Raw genomic sequence first — 17,032 nt, 5'->3', positions numbered from 1 at the left:
CAATCTCCAGCTATAGGGTCAGCCCTCTTTTTACACAGGTTGAGCCGCGCTGGGCAGCCCATTCGCGCGCAACCCCCTCGAACAGGGAAAAACCCCACAATGACTGGGCTTAGCCCATTGTCGCGCCACCTGTAACGCGCTAAGGTTCGGCTCCCCGCTGCGATTATTCTTGCTGCTGGGCCGCACGGGGATTGTTGGCGGCCGGCACCCGTGACCTGACGAGTAACACGATGGCTGATTTACCGATCGATGACTTGAACGTTGCCTCCAACGAGACCCTGATCACCCCTGATCAGCTCAAGAAGGAAATCCCCCTCAGCGCCAAGGCCCTGCAGACCGTGACTGCCGGCCGTGAAGTGGTGCGCAATATTCTCGACGGCAAGGACCATCGCCTGTTCGTCGTGGTCGGCCCTTGCTCGATCCACGACATCAAGGCCGCCCACGAGTATGCCGAGCGCCTGAAAGTGCTGGCCGAAGAAGTGTCCGATACGCTGTACCTGGTCATGCGCGTGTACTTCGAAAAGCCACGCACCACCGTCGGCTGGAAAGGCCTGATCAACGACCCATACCTGGATGACTCGTTCAAGATCCAGGACGGCCTGCACATCGGCCGCCAGCTGCTGCTGGACCTGGCTGAAATGGGCCTGCCGACTGCCACCGAGGCGCTCGACCCGATTTCCCCGCAGTACCTGCAAGACCTTATCAGCTGGTCGGCCATTGGTGCCCGCACCACCGAGTCGCAAACCCACCGCGAGATGGCCTCGGGCTTGTCCTCGGCGGTCGGCTTCAAGAACGGCACCGACGGCGGCCTGACCGTTGCCATCAACGCTTTGCAGTCGGTGTCCAAGCCGCACCGCTTCCTGGGTATCAACCAGGAAGGCGGTGTATCGATCGTTACCACCAAGGGTAACCCTTACGGCCATGTGGTACTGCGCGGCGGCAACGGCAAGCCGAACTACGACTCGGTCAGCGTTGCCCTGTGCGAACAGGACCTGGCCAAGGCCAAGATCAAGGCCAACATCATGGTCGACTGCAGCCATGCCAATTCCAACAAGGACCCGGCCCTGCAACCGCTGGTCATGGAAAACGTTGCCAACCAGATCCTCGAAGGCAACCAGTCGATCATCGGCCTGATGGTCGAAAGCCACCTGAACTGGGGCTGCCAGTCGATACCGAAAAACCTGGACGAGCTGCAGTATGGTGTGTCGATCACCGACGCCTGCATCGACTGGTCGGCTACCGAGAAGACCCTGCGCAGCATGCGTACCAAGCTGAAAGATGTGCTGCCGCAGCGCAAGCGCGGCTAAGCATTGCAACAACGAAAAACGCCGGGCAATGCCCGGCGTTTTGGTGTCTGGTGCCTGCTCAGGCTTTGCTCGAATGCCGCTGCTGGCGCTCCATGTAGCGCTCTACATACGAGCAGGACGGAATCACCGTGTAGCCCATCTGCTCGGCGTACTCCAGGGCTCGTTCGGTCAAAGCGGCAGCGATCCCGCGGCCGCGCAGGGCGTTGGGCACGAAGGTGCGATAGATGTCCAGCGTCTGCTTGCCCAAATCCATGTACGTCAGATAGGCACGATGACCGTCCACGTTGGTCTCGAACTGATGACCCGCCTGGTCATGGTGGATGGTCAGCGCTTCGCTCATCACTACTCCTTGCAGGTCTTCTCGGCAGACCCATACCTTAACCGATGGTTGTTTATCCGGCACAGAATCTCTACGCCACCTGTTGCCCCTTCGACCACTGGACGATTGTAATCGTTCGGATCCTCTGGCACTCACAAGATAGTAGGCGCCGCGAGCGTGATTGCTCAAGGTGGCGGCGGTTAAAAATGGCCAAAATGGCATCAGGGCGACTTTCCCCATCCCACCCAACAGCCGCCGGATGTTCTAGGGCTTAAGACGCTGAGGGACAGTTAAAGTCACCCTTAGTTCAACAAAAAAGTTCCTGTACTACAATCGCTTGCGAACCCTGCACGTTTTTTTCACAGAGACGTCGCAAATCTTGTCGGCGCAGGGTCAAGCAACATTTTTTTTGCAGTTCTTGCGCTCTGTCAGTTTACTTACTACAAGTAATGGGTACTATGTACGCCGGCCAGTTTCTCTTTCCTGAGAGATGGCTATTTAATAGAAAGTCCTTGAAGGGGAACACGATGAACAACGTTCTGAAATTCTCTGCTCTGGCTCTGGCCGCAGTTCTGGCTACCGGTTGCAGCAGCGTATCCAAAGAAACCGAAGCTCGTCTGACTGCGACTGAAGACGCAGCAGCTCGCGCTCAAGCTCGTGCTGACGAAGCCTACCGTAAGGCTGACGACGCACTGGCAGCCGCTCAGAAGGCTCAGCAGACCGCTGACGAAGCCAACGAGCGCGCTCTGCGTATGCTGGACAAAGCCAGCCGCAAGTAATAATCCTCACGGATTGTTAAGAAGCCGACCCACTTGTGGGTCGGCTTTTTTATTGCCTGTGAAACGGGCAAACACGTCAGGCGGGTACGAAAAGGCCTGCACTAAGGCAGGCCCGGGTGTGTCGCGATTACCTTACTGCAGTTCGGGCGGAATGCTCGTAACCATTGGTGTGCCACCCTGGTTTTCCACGGGCACGGCAATTTCTACCGGCATGCCATCTTCTGCAGCCACCACGTCTCGCACCATGTCCCAGTTCATGCGCAGGTTATTGGCCAGGTCTTCGCGCTTGAGCAAGGCATTGATAACGGCGGTGTGTTTGTCCACCACTGACGGGTTACCCTGGTCATCCAGCGGCGTGTGTGCCTCAAGATAGACCTTGCCGCCACTGATACCAAACTTGTACGGCTCGTTGATGATGCGTACCGGAGTACCCACCGGCACCATCTTCGACAGTTCCAGCACGTTGTTGTTGAGCATGCGGAAGCAACCGTGGCTGGTACGCATACCAATGCCGAACTTCTTGTTCGAACCGTGGATCAGGTAGCCCGGCACACCCAAGGTGAACTTGAACGGCCCCAGCGGGTTGTCCGGGCCAGCCGGCACCACGGCGGGCAGGATGTCACCGTCCGCTGCGTGCTCTTTGCGAATCGAGGCAGGCGGCGTCCAGGTCGGGTTTGGCGTCTTGGCAGTGATCTTGGTGTTGGCGATCGGCGAGCCCCAACCCTCCCGGCCAATACCCAGCGGGAAGGTATGTACCACGTTCTGCCCTTTCGGGAAGTAATACAGGCGGTACTCGGCCAGGTTGATGACGATGCCTTCACGCGGGCCCGGCGGCAAGACGTAACGGGTCGGCAGGATGATTTCGGTGCCGGCGCCCGGCAGCCAGGGGTCAACGCCCGGGTTGGCGGCAATCATTTCCAGGTAGCCGAGGTCGTTGGCGGTGCCGATATCGGCGAACGTGTCCTCGTACTTTGCCTTGATCACATGCACCTGGCCGACGATGTCTTCACCGGGCGGTGGCAGTGGCAGCTCCAGCGCAGCAGCGGGGCCCGCTACCAGCAGGGCGGCCAGGGACAGGCTACGGGTGACGGCAGGAAAGCGCGGCAACATCCGGTAAATCCTTCGAAAGGTGGGTCAAGAGGATCGATTGTACACCCGCGCCAGTGCAAGCGGGAGGCATTGGCGTCATGCAAGCGTTTCAGATGATGAAAGGTGCTTGCCGTTCAGCTGCCATGCAGCTCAGGCCACACCGGGCGCATGCCGCGTCGCTGGGCATCGAGGATGGCACGGCATAGGTCACACAGGCGGCCATCGCGGTAGATCGAGCGCGGCACCCCCGACCAGCGCGGCTGCGCAGGTAGCAGACCACCGCACAAGGTACGGTCGACTGGCACACCCAGCTCAAGCTGGCGGGCCACGAGGTGAACACGGATTTCCTGGCAGGCGAACAAGTCGAGCTGCTCGTCAGGCTCGATCAGTTGGTAGGCAAACAGGGACCAGGCAGGGCGCGGCATTGGGGGCACTCGAAACGGGGGGCGCAACATTAGCCGAAAGGCGCCCTCGTTTAAAGCTTCACAGCAAGGGTTTTATCGCTGGCCAGGCATTTTCCAGCAGGCGCTGCTGGGCACCCTGCGCCGGATGGATGCCGTCGGCCTGCATCAGCTCAGGCACGCCCCCTACCCCTTCAAGGAAAAACGGCACCAAGGGCACCTGCTTGTCCGCTGCCAGCTGTTCATACACGTTGGCAAATGCGGTGGTGTAGCGCACACCATAATTGGGCGGTAGGCGCATGCCCAACAAAAGTACCTTGGCACCAGCCTGGCGCGAACGCTCGATCATCGACGCAAGATTTTGTTGCAATTGCGCGGGCGGCTGCCCGCGCAGGCCATCGTTACCGCCCAGCTCCAACACCACCAGGCTGGGTTTATGGGCTGCAAGCAGCGCCGGCAGCCGTGCCTGGCCGCCTGCGCTGGTGTCGCCGCTGATCGATGCATTGACCACTTTGTCATCGAAACCTTCGTCCTTGAGGCGGGTCTGCAAGAGAGACACCCAACCCTGGCGGGTATCCAGGCCAAAACCGGCGCTGATACTATCGCCAACAATCAGCAGCGTTCCCGCCGCCGCGCTCTGGGCCAGGCAATACAGGGCCAGACCGGCACTCAACCACCACACTCGCATCGGATTCTCCATGAGCCCCAGCATTCTCGTTGCGCAGAACCTTAGCAAAGTGGTCCCCAGCGCGGAAGGCGACCTGACCATCCTCCACGCACTTTCCCTTGATCTCACCCAGGGTGACAGCTTGGCCATCGTCGGCGCCTCGGGCTCTGGCAAGTCGACCCTGCTCGGCCTGCTCGCGGGCCTCGACCAGCCCAGCGCTGGCAAGGTCATTCTCGCCGGCCATGACCTGGGGCCACTGGATGAAGACCAGCGCGCCCGTGTGCGCGCCGAACATGTGGGCTTCGTGTTCCAGTCGTTCCAACTGCTCGACAGCCTCAATGCGCTGGAAAACGTCATGCTGCCACTGGAGCTGGACGGCCGCCGCGATGCACGCGAACAGGCGCGCACCCTGCTGGAACGGGTCGGCCTCGGCAAGCGCCTGAGCCACACCCCACGCCAACTGTCGGGCGGCGAGCAGCAGCGGGTGGCCATCGCCCGCGCCTTCGCCGCACAGCCTGCGGTGTTGTTTGCCGACGAACCCACCGGCAACCTCGACAGCCACACGGGTGAGCGCATCAGCGACTTGCTGTTTGAATTGAACAAGGAGCGCGGCACCACCCTGGTGCTGGTCACCCATGACGAACGCCTGGCCCGGCGCTGCCGCCGCCAGATCCGCCTGGACGCGGGGCGCCTGGTGACCTCGGTGGAAGCCTGATGAACCACATGCCGTTATCCCGCCTGTGCGGCCTGGCCCTGCGCCAGTTGCTGCGCGACATTCGCGCCAGCGAAGTACGCGTGCTGTTCTTTGCCCTGCTGGTGGCGGTGGCAGCCAGCACCGCCATCGGCTATTTCGGCGCCCGCCTTAACGGTGCCATGCAACTGCGCGCCAGCGAATTCCTGGGTGCCGACCTGGTGCTGCAGGGCAGTGCCCCCGCCCGCGAGCAACAGATCGATACCGGCACGGCACTTGGCTTGCGCCACGCGCAGGTGGTCGAGTTCACCAGTGTGGTGGGCGGCGATAACGGCATCCAACTGTCCAGCGTCAAGGCCGCCGACGGCACCTACCCATTGCGCGGGCAAGTACGCAGCGCGCCGGCACCTTACGCCGAGGAAACGCCTGGCGGCGGCCCTGCTCCTGGCGAGGCGTGGGTCGAACCACGCCTGCTGGCGGCACTGGGGCTGGCGATTGGTGACAGCATCGACGTAGGCATGAAAACCCTGCGCATGAGCCGCGTGCTGACCTACGAGCCAGACCGCGCCAACAACTTCTACAGCCTTACCCCGCGCGTGATGATGAACCTGGCCGACCTGGGGGCAACCGGCGTGATCCAGCCGGGCAGCCGGGTCACCTACCGCGACCTGTGGCGCGGTGATGCCGAGGCACTGGCCCGGTACCGCCAAGCCGTGGAAAAAGACCTGGCCGCCAACCAGCGCCTGCGCGACACCCGCGATGGCAACCAACAGATCGGCGGCGCGCTGGGCAAGGCCGAACGCTACCTGAACATGGCCAGCCTGGTGGCCGTGCTGCTGGCCGGCGTGGCTGTGGCCCTCTCGGCCAGCCGCTACGCCGCACGCCGCCTGGACGCCAGCGCCCTGCTGCGCTGCCTGGGGCTCTCACGCCGCCAGGCTCTGGGCTTGTATTGCCTGCAGTTGGCCATGCTCGGCCTCGTCGCCGCCTTTGCCGGCGCCCTGCTCGGCTGGCTGGCTCAGTTGGGCCTGTTCCGCTTGCTGCACGGCCTGCTGCCAAGCGTGGTACCGGCCGGTGGCATCATCCCGGCGCTGGCCGGTATCGGTACCGGGCTGGTTGCACTGGCCGGCTTCGCCCTGCCGCCAATTGCCGCCCTGGGCCAAGTTCCGCCACTGCGGGTACTGCGCCGTGATCTGTTACCGATACCACCCAGCAGCTGGTTGGTGTACGGCGCCGCTCTGTTTGCCCTGGGCCTGATCATGTGGCGCCTGAGCCTCGACTTGCTGCTCACTTTCGCCCTGCTCGGCGGCGGCCTGGTCGCTGCACTATTGCTCGGTGGCCTGCTGTTACTCGGATTGCGCAGCCTGCGCCAGCTGCTGGCCGGCGCGCCACTCACCTGGCGCCTGGGGCTCGGCCAGCTGTTACGCCACCCCATGGCTGCCGCCGGCCAGGCCCTGGCCTTCGGCTTGATTTTGCTGGCCATGGCCCTGGTCGCCCTGCTGCGCGCAGAACTGCTCGACACCTGGCAAGCGCAGTTGCCCAAGGATGCGCCGAACCATTTCGCCCTGAACATCCTGCCGGATGACCGCGAACCGTTCGCTCAACGCCTGCACCAGGTCAACGCCACTTCAGCGCCGCTGTACCCGGTGACGCCCGGGCGCCTGGTGCAGATCAACGAGCAGCCGGTACAGCAGATCGTCAGCAAGGACTCGGCAGGCGAGCGCGCCGTACAGCGCGACCTCAGCCTGACCTGGGCCGCCGAATTGCCCGAAGGCAACGCGCTGACCGCCGGCAGCTGGTGGCAAGCCTTGCCAGCCGACAACGAAATCCCCGGGGTATCGGTGGAAGCGGAACTGGCCAGCAGCCTGAAACTGCACATGGGCGACCTGCTGACCTTCGACATCGGCGGCCAGCAGCGCCAGGCCCGCGTCAGCAGCCTGCGTAGCGTGCACTGGGACAGCTTCCAGCCGAATTTCTACATGATCTTCCAGCCCGGCACGCTACAAGGGCTGCCGACCACCTACCTGACCAGCTTCTACCTGGCAACGGGGCATGATCTGGATGTGGTGGCGCTGTCACGGGCGTTTCCGGCAGTGACCATCCTGCAGGTGGATGCCTTGCTCGACCAGCTGCGCAGCATCCTCGCCCAGGTGACCCTGGCGGTGGAGTATGTGCTGCTGTTCGTACTGGCGGCCGGGCTGGCGGTGCTGTTCGCAGGCTTGCAGGCCACACTGGACGAACGCATTCGCCAGGGCGCCTTGCTGCGCGCCCTGGGGGCGGCGCGGCCGTTGCTGGTCAAGGCTCGGCGTATCGAATTCGGTTTGCTGGGAGCGGCCAGCGGGCTGTTGGCTGCAGTGGGCTGCGAACTGATTACCCTGGTGCTGTACCGCTACGCCTTTGACCTGCAATGGAGCCCACATCCGTGGTTGCTGGTGTTGCCGCTTGCGGGGGCGTTGCTGGTGGGGGGGGCGGGGGTACTGGGGACGCGACGGGCCTTGAATGCTAGCCCGCTGGCGGTTCTACGCGACACTTGATGGCTGCCTGTGCCCGCGAAGAGGCGGGCACAGGTAACGTCAACTCATCACCCGTAGCTGATGCTGTTCACATACCAGGTCGCTTCACCAGTAGGTGTATGCACCACCACCTCATCGCCCTCCTCCTTCTTCAACAAGGCGCGGGCCATGGGCGAGTCGATCGAAATGTAATCGTTGCGCCCGTAGATCTCGTCATAGCCGACAATGCGAAACTTCATGGTCTCGCCCTCATCGTTCTCGATTTCGACCCAGGCACCGAAAAACACTTTGCCCTCCTGCTGCGGCGAGTACGCCACCACCTTCACATCTTCAAGGCGCTTGCGCAGGTAACGCACTCGGCGGTCGATTTCGCGCAGTAGCTTCTTGTTGTACTGATAGTCGGCGTTCTCGCTACGGTCTCCCAGCGACGCCGCCCAGGCGACTTTCTGGGTGATTTCCGGCCGATACACCCGCCACAGGTGGTCCAGCTCCTTCTTCAGCGCCTCATGGCCTTCCGTGGTGATGATGTTGGTGCTCAACAGCGCACTCCTCAGCGGCGGGTAATCAGGCCTTGGCGCGCGATGCGGGTGAGGTGGCCGATGACTTCGGCAGCCTCCTCCAGCGCTGGCGCCTGGATCACGGCCAGGTCGAAACGGTCAGTGCCATACTGCGCGAGGTAGCAGCCGCTATCGGCGAACTGAATCAGAAAGGCACGCGCCTGGCCCTTGCGCCGTGACAGGCCTTCGAGATGACGCAAAAGGGTGGGCTGATGCTGGCCGCCGAGCAGGATGCGCGGTGTGCGGGACGCCTGGTTGGCAGGCAAAGGGCTCAAACAGACACTGGTACGTGGGCAACTCATGGAGCTTCTCTCCGCCTCGCGAATCCCGCTGGGCAGCGGTGGGAGGCGTCACCGAACCAGCGCTTTAGCGGTATTTCGGATGGCCCGGAGGTGGGGCTTTCCTGCGCCCCGCAAGTAGCTGTTTAAATCGGCGCAGGCGGTATGCTAGAGCTACAAGCGGCAAGATACAAGCCTCAAACCGATCACTTTCGGCTTGAGGCTTGTATCTTGCCGCTTGCGCAGTATCAGCGGGCGATCAGGCGGTCGAGCGAGAAGCGGCCTGCGCCTTCGATCATGACGGCAACGGTACCGGCCAGCAGCGCCAAGGCGAACTCATAGCCGTTGTTGGACATGAACAGGCCATTGCCGATGTGCACCGAGAAGATCGCCACCACCAAGGTCACGGTCAGCGCCAGCGCCGCTGGACGAGCCAGCAGGCCAACCACCAGGGCCAGGCCGCCGAAGAACTCGGCACTACCGGACAGCAGGGCCATCAGGTAACCCGGGGCCAGGCCGATGCTTTCCATCCATTGGCCGGTGCCTTCCAGGCCATAGCCACCGAACAGGCCGAAGAGTTTTTGCGCACCATGCGCCATGAAAATGATGCCGACCAGGATGCGGATAACGCTGAGGCCAGCGCCAGCACGGGTAGAGAACAGGGCGTTGAGGGTAGTGTTGTTCATGTCGGAGCGTCCTTGAAGCGAGGAAGTTGTGTTGGGATGAGCGCCATCATAATCAATTCTACTGATATGAAAATCGCAAAAAGCCCAACATAACAATCTACAAATTCGATACATCAACGCTTCGCTACGCGCTCCAGCGCGACCCGTTCGCGGTTGAACGCCAGGTAGTATTTGTTGACGCTGTTGACGAAATTGACTGGCCCCATACCCACCTGCTCCATGGCGATGCGTTCGGTCTGGAAAAACCACTGGTTACCGTTGAGCCCACGCCGCCGAGCCTCGGCGCGCATGGCCTGGACCCGCTCGGGGCCAAGATTGTAGGCTGCCAGCACAAAGGCCATGCGCTCACGCTCGTTGATCTTGGCACTGGCGAAGAACTTGCGCCGGATAAGCGCCAGGTATCGAGCACTGGCCTGGACATTGCCATCCACCGTCGCGGTGTTGCTCACCCCCACGCGCTGGGCGGCCGAAGGGGTGATCTGCATCAGGCCATGGGCACCACCGGTGCCGCGTGCAGCCGGGTTGAGCGTCGACTCCTTGAAGGCCAGCGCAGCCAGGTTGAGCCAGTCGATCTGCTGCGCCTGACCATGCTTCTGCAGCACCGCCCGCACCGAGGCCAGGCGCTGGCGGTCCTTGCTGGCCAACGGGTTGTGCACCCGATACTGACGGCGGTAGATGCGCTCGAACGCGGCATCCTGGTTGTCAGGCGCGCGGTAACCTTGCAGGAAGTGATCGACCGTCGCCAACAATTGCGGCGCATCACGCCCCACATACCAGCGCATGGCTTGCGGCGCCCCCAGGTGCACCCGGCTGTCCAGGCGCAGGCGCGGCATAACCCGCGCCCATCGGCGGGCAATTGGCTGCTCGACTACGGTCAGGTGGTAGATGCCAGCCTGCACCATCTCCAGCACGTCCTCCACCGCCAGCGTCGAATCGACCCACTCCACCTTGATTGGCGGCCGCTTGCGCAGCGCCAGTTGCTGGTTGACCTGCTGGATCATTGGCCCGGCGGCGCTGGCGCTGGTCAAGGCCACGGTACGCCCGGACAACTGCTCGACCTTGCTGAAGCTTCGCTCGCCTTTACGCCCGACCAGCATCAACGGCACCTGGTCGAGTATCGGCGCACTGCTGCTGACGCCGCGCACCGTGCTGGGGTCGAGCAGTTCGCCAGGCGCAGCCAGGTCACCCTCGCCACGGGCCAAGGCGCCCAGCAACTGCTCCTTGGCCCTTGGGATGAGCTTTAGCTGGATCTGCTGGTCGTCGGCGGTACGAGCATTGAGGTAATGCTCCAGGGCACGCAGGCGATAATACTCAATGCCGACCGGCTCGCCCTTGACCTCACCCGAGCTGTTGCGGCTCTGGTTGACCAGCACTCGCAGCACTTTGCTGGTGCGAATCTGCTGCAGGTCACGCACCTTGGCTGGCGGAATATTCTGCTGCGGCCCCGGCGCGCGCGCCTGTGCCGGACCGGCAAGGACCAGCCCGAGCGTCAGCAGGAAAACAAGCCAGCATCGCAGCATGCGCAAACGTGTCCGTGGTCGGTGGGCGGCATCCATGGGTTGCACCGCCAAGTGATAAATGACGGTAAAAGACCACGGCAACAGCATGAAGTTCTTGGTTTTTTCAGAAAAACGCGGTTTTTGCTATGCTGGCCGCCCCGCGGCACGAGATAGCACCATGCAACTGATCGATATCGGCGTCAACCTGACCAACAGCAGTTTCCACGACCAACAGGCAGCAATCGTCGAGCGCGCACTTGAGGCCGGGGTTACGCAAATGGTGCTGACAGGCACCAGCCTGGCCGTCAGCGAACAGGCGTTGGCGCTGTGCCAGCAGCTGGACCCGAGCAGTGCGCACCTGTTCGCCACGGCCGGCGTGCACCCTCATGACGCCAAAGCCTGGGATGCCGACAGCGAGCGCCAGCTGCGCCTGTTGCTGAATGAACCGCGCGTGCGCGCCGTGGGCGAATGCGGCCTGGATTTCAACCGCGACTTCTCCCCTCGCCCGCTGCAGGAAAAAGCCCTGGAAGCCCAGCTGGCCCTGGCTGTGGAGCTGCGCCTGCCGGTGTTCCTGCACGAGCGTGATGCCAGCGAACGCTTGCTGGCAATCCTCAAAGATTACCGCGACCACTTGACCGGCGCGGTGGTGCACTGCTTTACCGGTGAGCGCGAAGCACTGTTCGCCTATCTGGACATGGACCTGCATATCGGCATTACGGGCTGGATTTGCGACGAACGCCGCGGCACCCACCTGCACCCTCTGGTAGGCAACATTGCGCAAGGCCGGCTGATGCTGGAAAGCGACGCGCCCTACCTGCTGCCGCGCAGCCTGCGGCCCAAGCCAAAAAACGGCCGTAACGAGCCGGCGTTTCTGCCGGAGGTCTTGCGCGAAGTGGCCCTGCATCGAGGTGAGTCGGCCGAGCAGACCGCGGCGCATACCACAGCGACGGCGCGGGCATTTTTCCAAATCTGAATTTGACGCATATCAACAACGGACCTGAGTGATACAGGCACAATGATGGCACCTTGCCAATATTGTTTCCGCTCAACTCAGAGAAGACCTGCCCATGGGTGCCTGGCTTAGCAACGTTTCCTTGAAGTACAAATTCTGGGCCGTCAACGCGGTGGCCTTTGTGACCACCTTGCTGCTGGTGCTGTATGCCGTGCACCTGGAGCAACGCGCACGCGCCGAGGCAGCGCAGGAGCAAGCGGCCGCGCAAGCCCAGTTGTTGGCTGCCTGGCCGGCCGGGCAAGCACTGCCGCGCCCGGCCAACGTCATCAGCTGGTCGGCCGGGCAAACGCCAACCCTCGCCGGTGAGGCCCTTGAAGCCCTGCGCAACGCCCAGGGCTGGGTTGCACTGCCCAGCGCCTGGATCCTCGGTGACAACCCGCTGCGCGGCGCACAGGTACTGCGCAACGGCGACCAGCAGGTTGCCGTGCTGGCCCAGTCGCCCAGCCTGCGCCAGGTATTCTTCGATCGCTTCAGCAATTACGCGGTGTGCGTGCTGATATTGATGCTGGCCATGCTCGGCGCCTCACAACTGCTGATCCGCTTCCTGCTCAGCCAGCTCAATACCCTCAAGGACGTGATGCTGCACGTGGAAAAAACCGGCGACCTGGCGGCTCGGGTACCGCTAGCCTGTGGCGACGAGGTCGGCCAGATGGCCGGGGCCTTCAACGCCATGCAGGCAACCTATCACCGCGTGGTCAGCACCGTCGCCCATACCGCTGCACAGTTGGACTCAGGTGCCGCACGCCTGGCCGCCAGCATGAGCGACGTGCGCCACGGCATGCTTGGCCAACAGAGCGAGACCGATCAAGCGGCCACCGCCATCAACGAAATGTCGGCGACGGTGCACCACATTGCCCAGCACGCCGGCGCCACCCGCGACTTGTCACAATCCGCCGACACCCTGGCCGGCAGTGGCAAAGAGGTGGTCAGCCGGGTGCAGGATTCGATTTCCGGGCTTTCCAGCGGCGTGCAGCAAACTGCCGAGATGATTCGTCAGCTGGCTGAAGACAGTCAGAAAATCAACGGCGTGGTCAGTGTGATCCACAGTATTGCCGAACAGACCAACCTGCTGGCGCTCAACGCCGCCATCGAAGCAGCGCGCGCCGGTGACTTGGGGCGCGGCTTTGCCGTGGTGGCCGATGAAGTGCGCAACCTGGCCAAACGCGTGCAATCCTCCACAGACGAGATCACCACCATGGTTTCGGCCCTGCAGTCGGGCACCCGCGATGCAGTGGAGTTCATGCAGGAAAGCTCGTACAAGGCCGACGACTGCGTGCGCCAGGCACAGGAAGCCGGTGAGGCGCTGGCCGAAATCACCGGTGCCGTGGCGCAAATGCGCGAAAGCAATACCCAGATTGCTGTGGCGGCCGAGCAGCAAAGCCAGGTGGCCGAGGAAATGAACCGCGCGGTGGTGAGCATCCGCGATGTCACCGAGCAGACTGTGCAGCAGACAGTGAGCTCGGCGACCACCAGCAGCGAACTGGCGACCCTGGCAGGCGAACTGAGCAAAGCCATTGGCCAGCTCAAGCTATAGCCACCATAGCCAGCCTCGATTGGCCCCCGCTCGGGGGCCGCACTAAGCTTTGGGCATGACCGAGAGGAATTACCCATGAGCAAACGCCTGCCCAACCTGCCCGCCTGGCAATGGCGCGGCTACCACCATAACCACCGCCACCCGACCAATCTGGTGCTGCACCTGATTGCCGTGCCGTTGTTCATCCTGGGGGCTCTGCTGGTGCTGTCCGGCCTCTTCGGTCTCGACCTGGGCCAGATCGCGGTGGGTATCATTGCCTTGATCGCCGGCCTCGGCCTGCAGCGCCATGGCCACCGCCTGGAAGCCGAACAGCCCGAGCCATTCGCCAACCGCCAGGATGCCATGCAACGCTTACTGACCGAGCAGTTCATCACCTTCCCGCGCTTTGTACTCAGCGGGGCTTGGTGGAAGGCCTGGCGGGAGCGGCACAAGCACCGCCATTGACGTGACGATCATGCGCGCAATCGCTGTGGTTACGGGTTAGGCAAACACGGTGACGGTCTGGCGGCTCAAGGCCAGCAATTCACCCCCTGCGGTCCACAACGCCGCAGCAGCATGCCCATAACCATCCCGCGCATGCTCGGTCTCTACGCAATACCGGCACCAGTCCAGGGTCGATAGCTTCGCTGTGGGCTGAATGAATTCGATGGTCCAGGTCAGCGTGCTGCCCGCTGCGGGCTGCTTGAGAAACGGCATCAGGCTCGGTGGCCAGGCATCGACCAACGCCAGCAGGTGCGTTTCGTTGACCTGTTCTTCAGCCACATCCCGCAACCGTACCCAGCCCCCCATCTTGCGCGACTGATTGCCACTAAACGGCAACCCGCCCACTGCCCAGCGCAATGCCACGTGCCGCATGAACTCCGGGGTAACGCCTTTGATGTACGGTAACTCGGGAGCTGCATCATCGAGTGCCGGTATTTCCATCGCCGGTAATGCTGGCACTTCGACCACCGAAGGCCGGCCTGCACCGAAATTGCCCTGTACCAGCGTCACAACCTGGCCATCCTGAACGGCGCGGCCCAGCAAGGTGCTGACTGCCTTGCCTTCACGCAGCACCTCCACCTCGAAGCGGATCGGCACATCTGCCGCCGCTGGCGCCACAAAGCTGATGGCCAGCGAGCGTACCGGGCGGCTGTCGCTTAGTTTCAGGCGCATGGTTTCATAGACCATTGCCGCCATCAGCCCGCCAAAGGCAGCGCGGCCCTGGGCCCAGCTGGGCGGGATACTGACGGAGTTCGGGTTGGCCCGCACGGCGTCGAGCAGTTGGTTGAAATTCATTGGCCGGCTCCTGCCTGCAGCGAAAAAGGTCTGCCCATCCTAGCCAGCAAACCTCGGGGGATCAGCCCGCATTTCGGTCATTTTTCGGGCTGGCGCCGCGCCAGCGCCCGTTGCAGGGCATCGAGGGTCACATCCGATTGGCGCTCAGCCTCGTGCAGCTCATGCTCCCAAGCCGCCTTGCAGGGGGCCAGGTCGGCATGATCGCGCACTTGCAGCAGCCATTGCAGGCGGTCGTGCCAGTTGCCAAGGTCGCCCTGCGCCTGCTTCAGCAAACGCTGCAGTTTCTTGCCTGCATGGTTGAGCTGCGGGTATGCCTCATCGCCATAGCGCGCACGCTTGATCAGCAAACGCAGCCGATGACGATCGTGGGCCGGGTCCTGCAGCGCTTCGTTCAACCTGCGCCATTGCTTGACCAGGCGTTTGTCGATGCGCTTGCCCAGCGACTTGACCAAACCCTCACGGCCTGCCGCACGCAAAAACAGTGGAAACGCGTCGACAATCGCCAGCACCCTTGCCAGCTGTGGGCTAGCAGCGACACTGGCGAAGATTCTGTCACGCCCCTGAAGGCGCCGCTGGCCGGCCGCGGTTTGGCCGCGCCCCATCAGCTCAGCCGCCAGCACCTCGCGATCACGCAGCGGCGTGGTCAGGGTACCCAGCGCGCTGGCGGCATCTTCCAGTTGCTCCACGCCAGGCAGGCCGCGCAGCGGCCGCAGCAGGCTGCGCAGCCGGCGCAAGGTGATACGCAGGTCGTGCAAGGCCTCGCTGTCGGTATTGGCAGCCAAGCGCTCGCGACAGGCCAGCAGGCGCACCTGCACGGCCAGAATCTGAGCTACGACATGATCGAGCATGGCAGACATTGGACGCTCCTTGGTCAACGCCCGGCGCGCGATTCACGAATGTAGAAGCGCGCCTTTTCAGCTTTGCGGGTACAGCTTTCGTAACCTTCGAACTGCTGCTGGGTCTTGGCCCCGGTGAGCAGCGACAAAGCCTTGGAATAGCTCACGGCACCGGCAAAGCCTTCGGCCTTGGCCAGGTCCAGTTCCTTCCAGGCGGCATCCAGCTGGGTCGCGCAGCTGTCACGGTAGGCCGTCTTGCCCGCACAGCCGGCAAGGGCCAAGGCAATCAGTGGAAGGCAGATCCAGGCTTTCATCAGTAATACCTCAATGGAAAATTCGGTGGCTGTTCGACGCCCCGGCAGCTGAAAAGTGCCCTGCCCGGCCAGCGGGCTCCGGCCGGTTTTAATACAGTAGCTCAGCGCGATCTACATTGAAGCACAGGCAGCGATGGGTGCATTGTAGGACCATGGTGGCAATGGCCGGGAATGTTCATGAGTAAACGCGTAGCGCTGGTACTGGGATCGGGCGGAGCCCGGGGGTATGCACACATCGGCGTCATCGAGGAAATCGAGCGCCGCGGCTACGACATCGCCTGTATCGCCGGCTGCTCCATGGGCGCGGTGATTGGCGGCATCTACTCCGCCGGCAAATTGGACGACTACCGCAACTGGATCGAAAGCCTGGATTATCTGGATGTATTGCGCCTTGTAGACGTCAGCTTTCGACTGGGTGCCATTCGCGGCGACAAGGTGTTTGGGCAGATCCGCAAGATCGTCGGCGAAATCAACATTGAGCAACTGCGTATTCCTTACACAGCAGTGGCCACCGACCTCACCAACCAGCAGGAAATCTGGTTCCAGGAGGGCTGCCTGCATCAGGCCATGCGCGCCTCGGCAGCCATCCCCAGCCTGTTCACACCGGTGATGCAAGGCAACCGCATGCTGGTCGACGGAGGCATCCTCAACCCCTTGCCAATCGTCCCGGTGGTGTCCAGCCATTGCGACCTGATCATCGCGGTCAACCTCAACGCCACCAACCAGAAGCACTATCAGTTGCCGGTGATCGAACGCCCGGCGGCATTCAAGATGCGTTTTGATGCTTTGTTGAGTTCACTGGGTTCACGCTTGCCGTTTCGGCGCAAGCCGGCCGAGGAGCTGATACGCATCGAGCAGGAGATCGTCGCCGAAGGGCTGGCTCCACCCAGCCCATGGCTGAACGATGCCGCCGACCCGGAAAGCCAGCAACCGGCGGCGGCACCGGAGCGCGAGGGTGCACCGAAGTCGGCTACCGGTTCGTTCATCATCGATAACGTGGGGCCTGCTTCGCTGCTGGACCTGATCAACCAGAGCTTCGAGGTCATGCAGACCTCGTTGGCACAGTACAAAATCGCCGGCTATCCGCCAGACGTGCTGATCAACGTGCCTAAACGGGTCTGCCGGTTTTTCGAGTTCTACAAGGCGCCGGAGCTGATTGCTCTAGGGCGGGAGATTGCGCGGGATACGCTGGATAACTATGAAGGGGTGAAGCGCTAACACGATGACCGTGCATGCCTTCACGTGAACCGAAATGAAACAGGCCGCACGAGGCGG

19 protein-coding genes are annotated in these 17,032 nt (G+C 62.6%); 8 read left to right on the top strand and 11 right to left on the bottom strand.

Features of this window, described 5'->3' with window-relative positions; translation table 11 throughout:
• Positions 1 to 230 precede the first annotated feature (230 nt).
• The gene (locus tag AB5975_19665; GenBank protein XDR18800.1) at positions 231 to 1,307 is read left to right on the top strand and encodes a 3-deoxy-7-phosphoheptulonate synthase; all 1,077 of its coding nucleotides are present in this window, start codon (positions 231 to 233) and stop codon (positions 1,305 to 1,307) included.
• A gap of 58 nt (positions 1,308 to 1,365) precedes the next feature.
• Here the strand turns inward: AB5975_19665 and AB5975_19660 are convergent, their stop codons facing one another.
• Positions 1,366 to 1,647: a GNAT family N-acetyltransferase gene (locus AB5975_19660; GenBank protein XDR18799.1), complete on the bottom strand. Its 282-nt coding sequence runs from the start codon at positions 1,645 to 1,647 to the stop codon at positions 1,366 to 1,368.
• 506 nt (positions 1,648 to 2,153) lie between these two features.
• Between AB5975_19660 and oprI the strand changes: the two genes are divergently transcribed.
• Positions 2,154 to 2,405, top strand: a complete 252-nt coding sequence (gene oprI / locus AB5975_19655; protein XDR18798.1) for an outer membrane lipoprotei OprI — start codon at positions 2,154 to 2,156, stop codon at positions 2,403 to 2,405.
• Positions 2,406 to 2,537: 132 nt separating this feature from the next.
• Here the strand turns inward: oprI and AB5975_19650 are convergent, their stop codons facing one another.
• The 3 genes from AB5975_19650 to AB5975_19640 all read right to left on the bottom strand — a co-directional run bounded on the left by AB5975_19650 (position 2,538) and on the right by AB5975_19640 (position 4,583).
• The gene (locus tag AB5975_19650) at positions 2,538 to 3,515 is read right to left on the bottom strand and encodes a L,D-transpeptidase family protein (GenBank protein ID XDR18797.1); all 978 of its coding nucleotides are present in this window, start codon (positions 3,513 to 3,515) and stop codon (positions 2,538 to 2,540) included.
• A 113-nt stretch (positions 3,516 to 3,628) separates the two neighbouring features.
• Positions 3,629 to 3,919, bottom strand: a complete 291-nt coding sequence (locus tag AB5975_19645; protein ID XDR18796.1) for a hypothetical protein — start codon at positions 3,917 to 3,919, stop codon at positions 3,629 to 3,631.
• 58 nt (positions 3,920 to 3,977) lie between these two features.
• Positions 3,978 to 4,583 carry an arylesterase gene (locus AB5975_19640; GenBank protein XDR18795.1) on the bottom strand — a complete coding sequence of 202 codons (606 nt, stop codon included), beginning with the start codon at positions 4,581 to 4,583 and terminating at the stop codon, positions 3,978 to 3,980.
• 10 nt (positions 4,584 to 4,593) lie between these two features.
• Here AB5975_19640 and AB5975_19635 point away from each other — a divergent pair, with 10 nt between their 5' ends.
• On the top strand, positions 4,594 to 5,277 hold the full coding sequence (locus AB5975_19635; protein XDR18794.1) for an ABC transporter ATP-binding protein: 684 nt from the start codon (positions 4,594 to 4,596) through the stop codon (positions 5,275 to 5,277).
• On the top strand, positions 5,277 to 7,784 hold the full coding sequence (locus AB5975_19630; GenBank protein XDR18793.1) for an ABC transporter permease: 2,508 nt from the start codon (positions 5,277 to 5,279) through the stop codon (positions 7,782 to 7,784). The genes AB5975_19635 and AB5975_19630 overlap by 1 nt, the downstream gene beginning before the upstream one ends.
• 47 nt (positions 7,785 to 7,831) lie before the next feature.
• Here AB5975_19630 and greB read toward each other — a convergent pair whose 3' ends face one another.
• From greB to AB5975_19610, 4 genes are all read right to left on the bottom strand, one after another.
• Positions 7,832 to 8,302, bottom strand: coding sequence for a transcription elongation factor GreB (gene greB / locus AB5975_19625; GenBank protein ID XDR18792.1), 471 nt, complete (start codon positions 8,300 to 8,302; stop codon positions 7,832 to 7,834).
• An 11-nt stretch (positions 8,303 to 8,313) separates the two neighbouring features.
• Entirely contained in the window at positions 8,314 to 8,622 is a 309-nt protein-coding gene (locus tag AB5975_19620) for a hypothetical protein (protein XDR18791.1), read from the bottom strand.
• Positions 8,623 to 8,846: 224 nt separating this feature from the next.
• On the bottom strand, positions 8,847 to 9,284 hold the full coding sequence (locus tag AB5975_19615; protein ID XDR18790.1) for a DoxX family protein: 438 nt from the start codon (positions 9,282 to 9,284) through the stop codon (positions 8,847 to 8,849).
• 113 nt (positions 9,285 to 9,397) lie between these two features.
• Positions 9,398 to 10,804 (bottom strand): transglycosylase SLT domain-containing protein, encoded by a 1,407-nt coding sequence (locus AB5975_19610; protein ID XDR18789.1) that lies wholly within the window; start codon positions 10,802 to 10,804, stop codon positions 9,398 to 9,400.
• A 157-nt stretch (positions 10,805 to 10,961) separates the two neighbouring features.
• On the opposite strand from AB5975_19610, the gene AB5975_19605 reads away from it, so the two are divergent.
• The 3 genes from AB5975_19605 to AB5975_19595 all read left to right on the top strand — a co-directional run bounded on the left by AB5975_19605 (position 10,962) and on the right by AB5975_19595 (position 13,773).
• The gene (locus AB5975_19605) at positions 10,962 to 11,756 is read left to right on the top strand and encodes a TatD family hydrolase (GenBank protein ID XDR18788.1); all 795 of its coding nucleotides are present in this window, start codon (positions 10,962 to 10,964) and stop codon (positions 11,754 to 11,756) included.
• A gap of 94 nt (positions 11,757 to 11,850) precedes the next feature.
• Complete coding sequence (locus tag AB5975_19600; protein ID XDR18787.1) at positions 11,851 to 13,329, top strand: methyl-accepting chemotaxis protein; 1,479 nt, start codon at positions 11,851 to 11,853, stop codon at positions 13,327 to 13,329.
• A gap of 75 nt (positions 13,330 to 13,404) precedes the next feature.
• Positions 13,405 to 13,773 (top strand): Mpo1-like protein, encoded by a 369-nt coding sequence (locus AB5975_19595; GenBank protein ID XDR18786.1) that lies wholly within the window; start codon positions 13,405 to 13,407, stop codon positions 13,771 to 13,773.
• Between the two features lie 36 nt (positions 13,774 to 13,809).
• Here AB5975_19595 and AB5975_19590 read toward each other — a convergent pair whose 3' ends face one another.
• From AB5975_19590 to AB5975_19580, 3 genes are all read right to left on the bottom strand, one after another.
• Complete coding sequence (locus tag AB5975_19590; GenBank protein ID XDR18785.1) at positions 13,810 to 14,607, bottom strand: acyl-CoA thioesterase; 798 nt, start codon at positions 14,605 to 14,607, stop codon at positions 13,810 to 13,812.
• Between the two features lie 77 nt (positions 14,608 to 14,684).
• Positions 14,685 to 15,464 (bottom strand): CHAD domain-containing protein, encoded by a 780-nt coding sequence (locus tag AB5975_19585; protein XDR18784.1) that lies wholly within the window; start codon positions 15,462 to 15,464, stop codon positions 14,685 to 14,687.
• A 14-nt stretch (positions 15,465 to 15,478) separates the two neighbouring features.
• The gene (locus AB5975_19580) at positions 15,479 to 15,757 is read right to left on the bottom strand and encodes a lipoprotein (GenBank protein XDR18783.1); all 279 of its coding nucleotides are present in this window, start codon (positions 15,755 to 15,757) and stop codon (positions 15,479 to 15,481) included.
• 177 nt (positions 15,758 to 15,934) lie between these two features.
• Here AB5975_19580 and AB5975_19575 point away from each other — a divergent pair, with 177 nt between their 5' ends.
• Positions 15,935 to 16,975 (top strand): patatin-like phospholipase family protein, encoded by a 1,041-nt coding sequence (locus tag AB5975_19575; GenBank protein XDR18782.1) that lies wholly within the window; start codon positions 15,935 to 15,937, stop codon positions 16,973 to 16,975.
• Positions 16,976 to 17,032: the final 57 nt, after the last annotated feature.

Source organism: Pseudomonas putida (genome assembly GCA_041071465.1).
Classification (GTDB): domain Bacteria; phylum Pseudomonadota; class Gammaproteobacteria; order Pseudomonadales; family Pseudomonadaceae; genus Aquipseudomonas; species Aquipseudomonas putida_P.
Note: the sequence above shows the minus strand (reverse complement) of the source record. Positions and strands in the feature narration are given on the sequence as shown.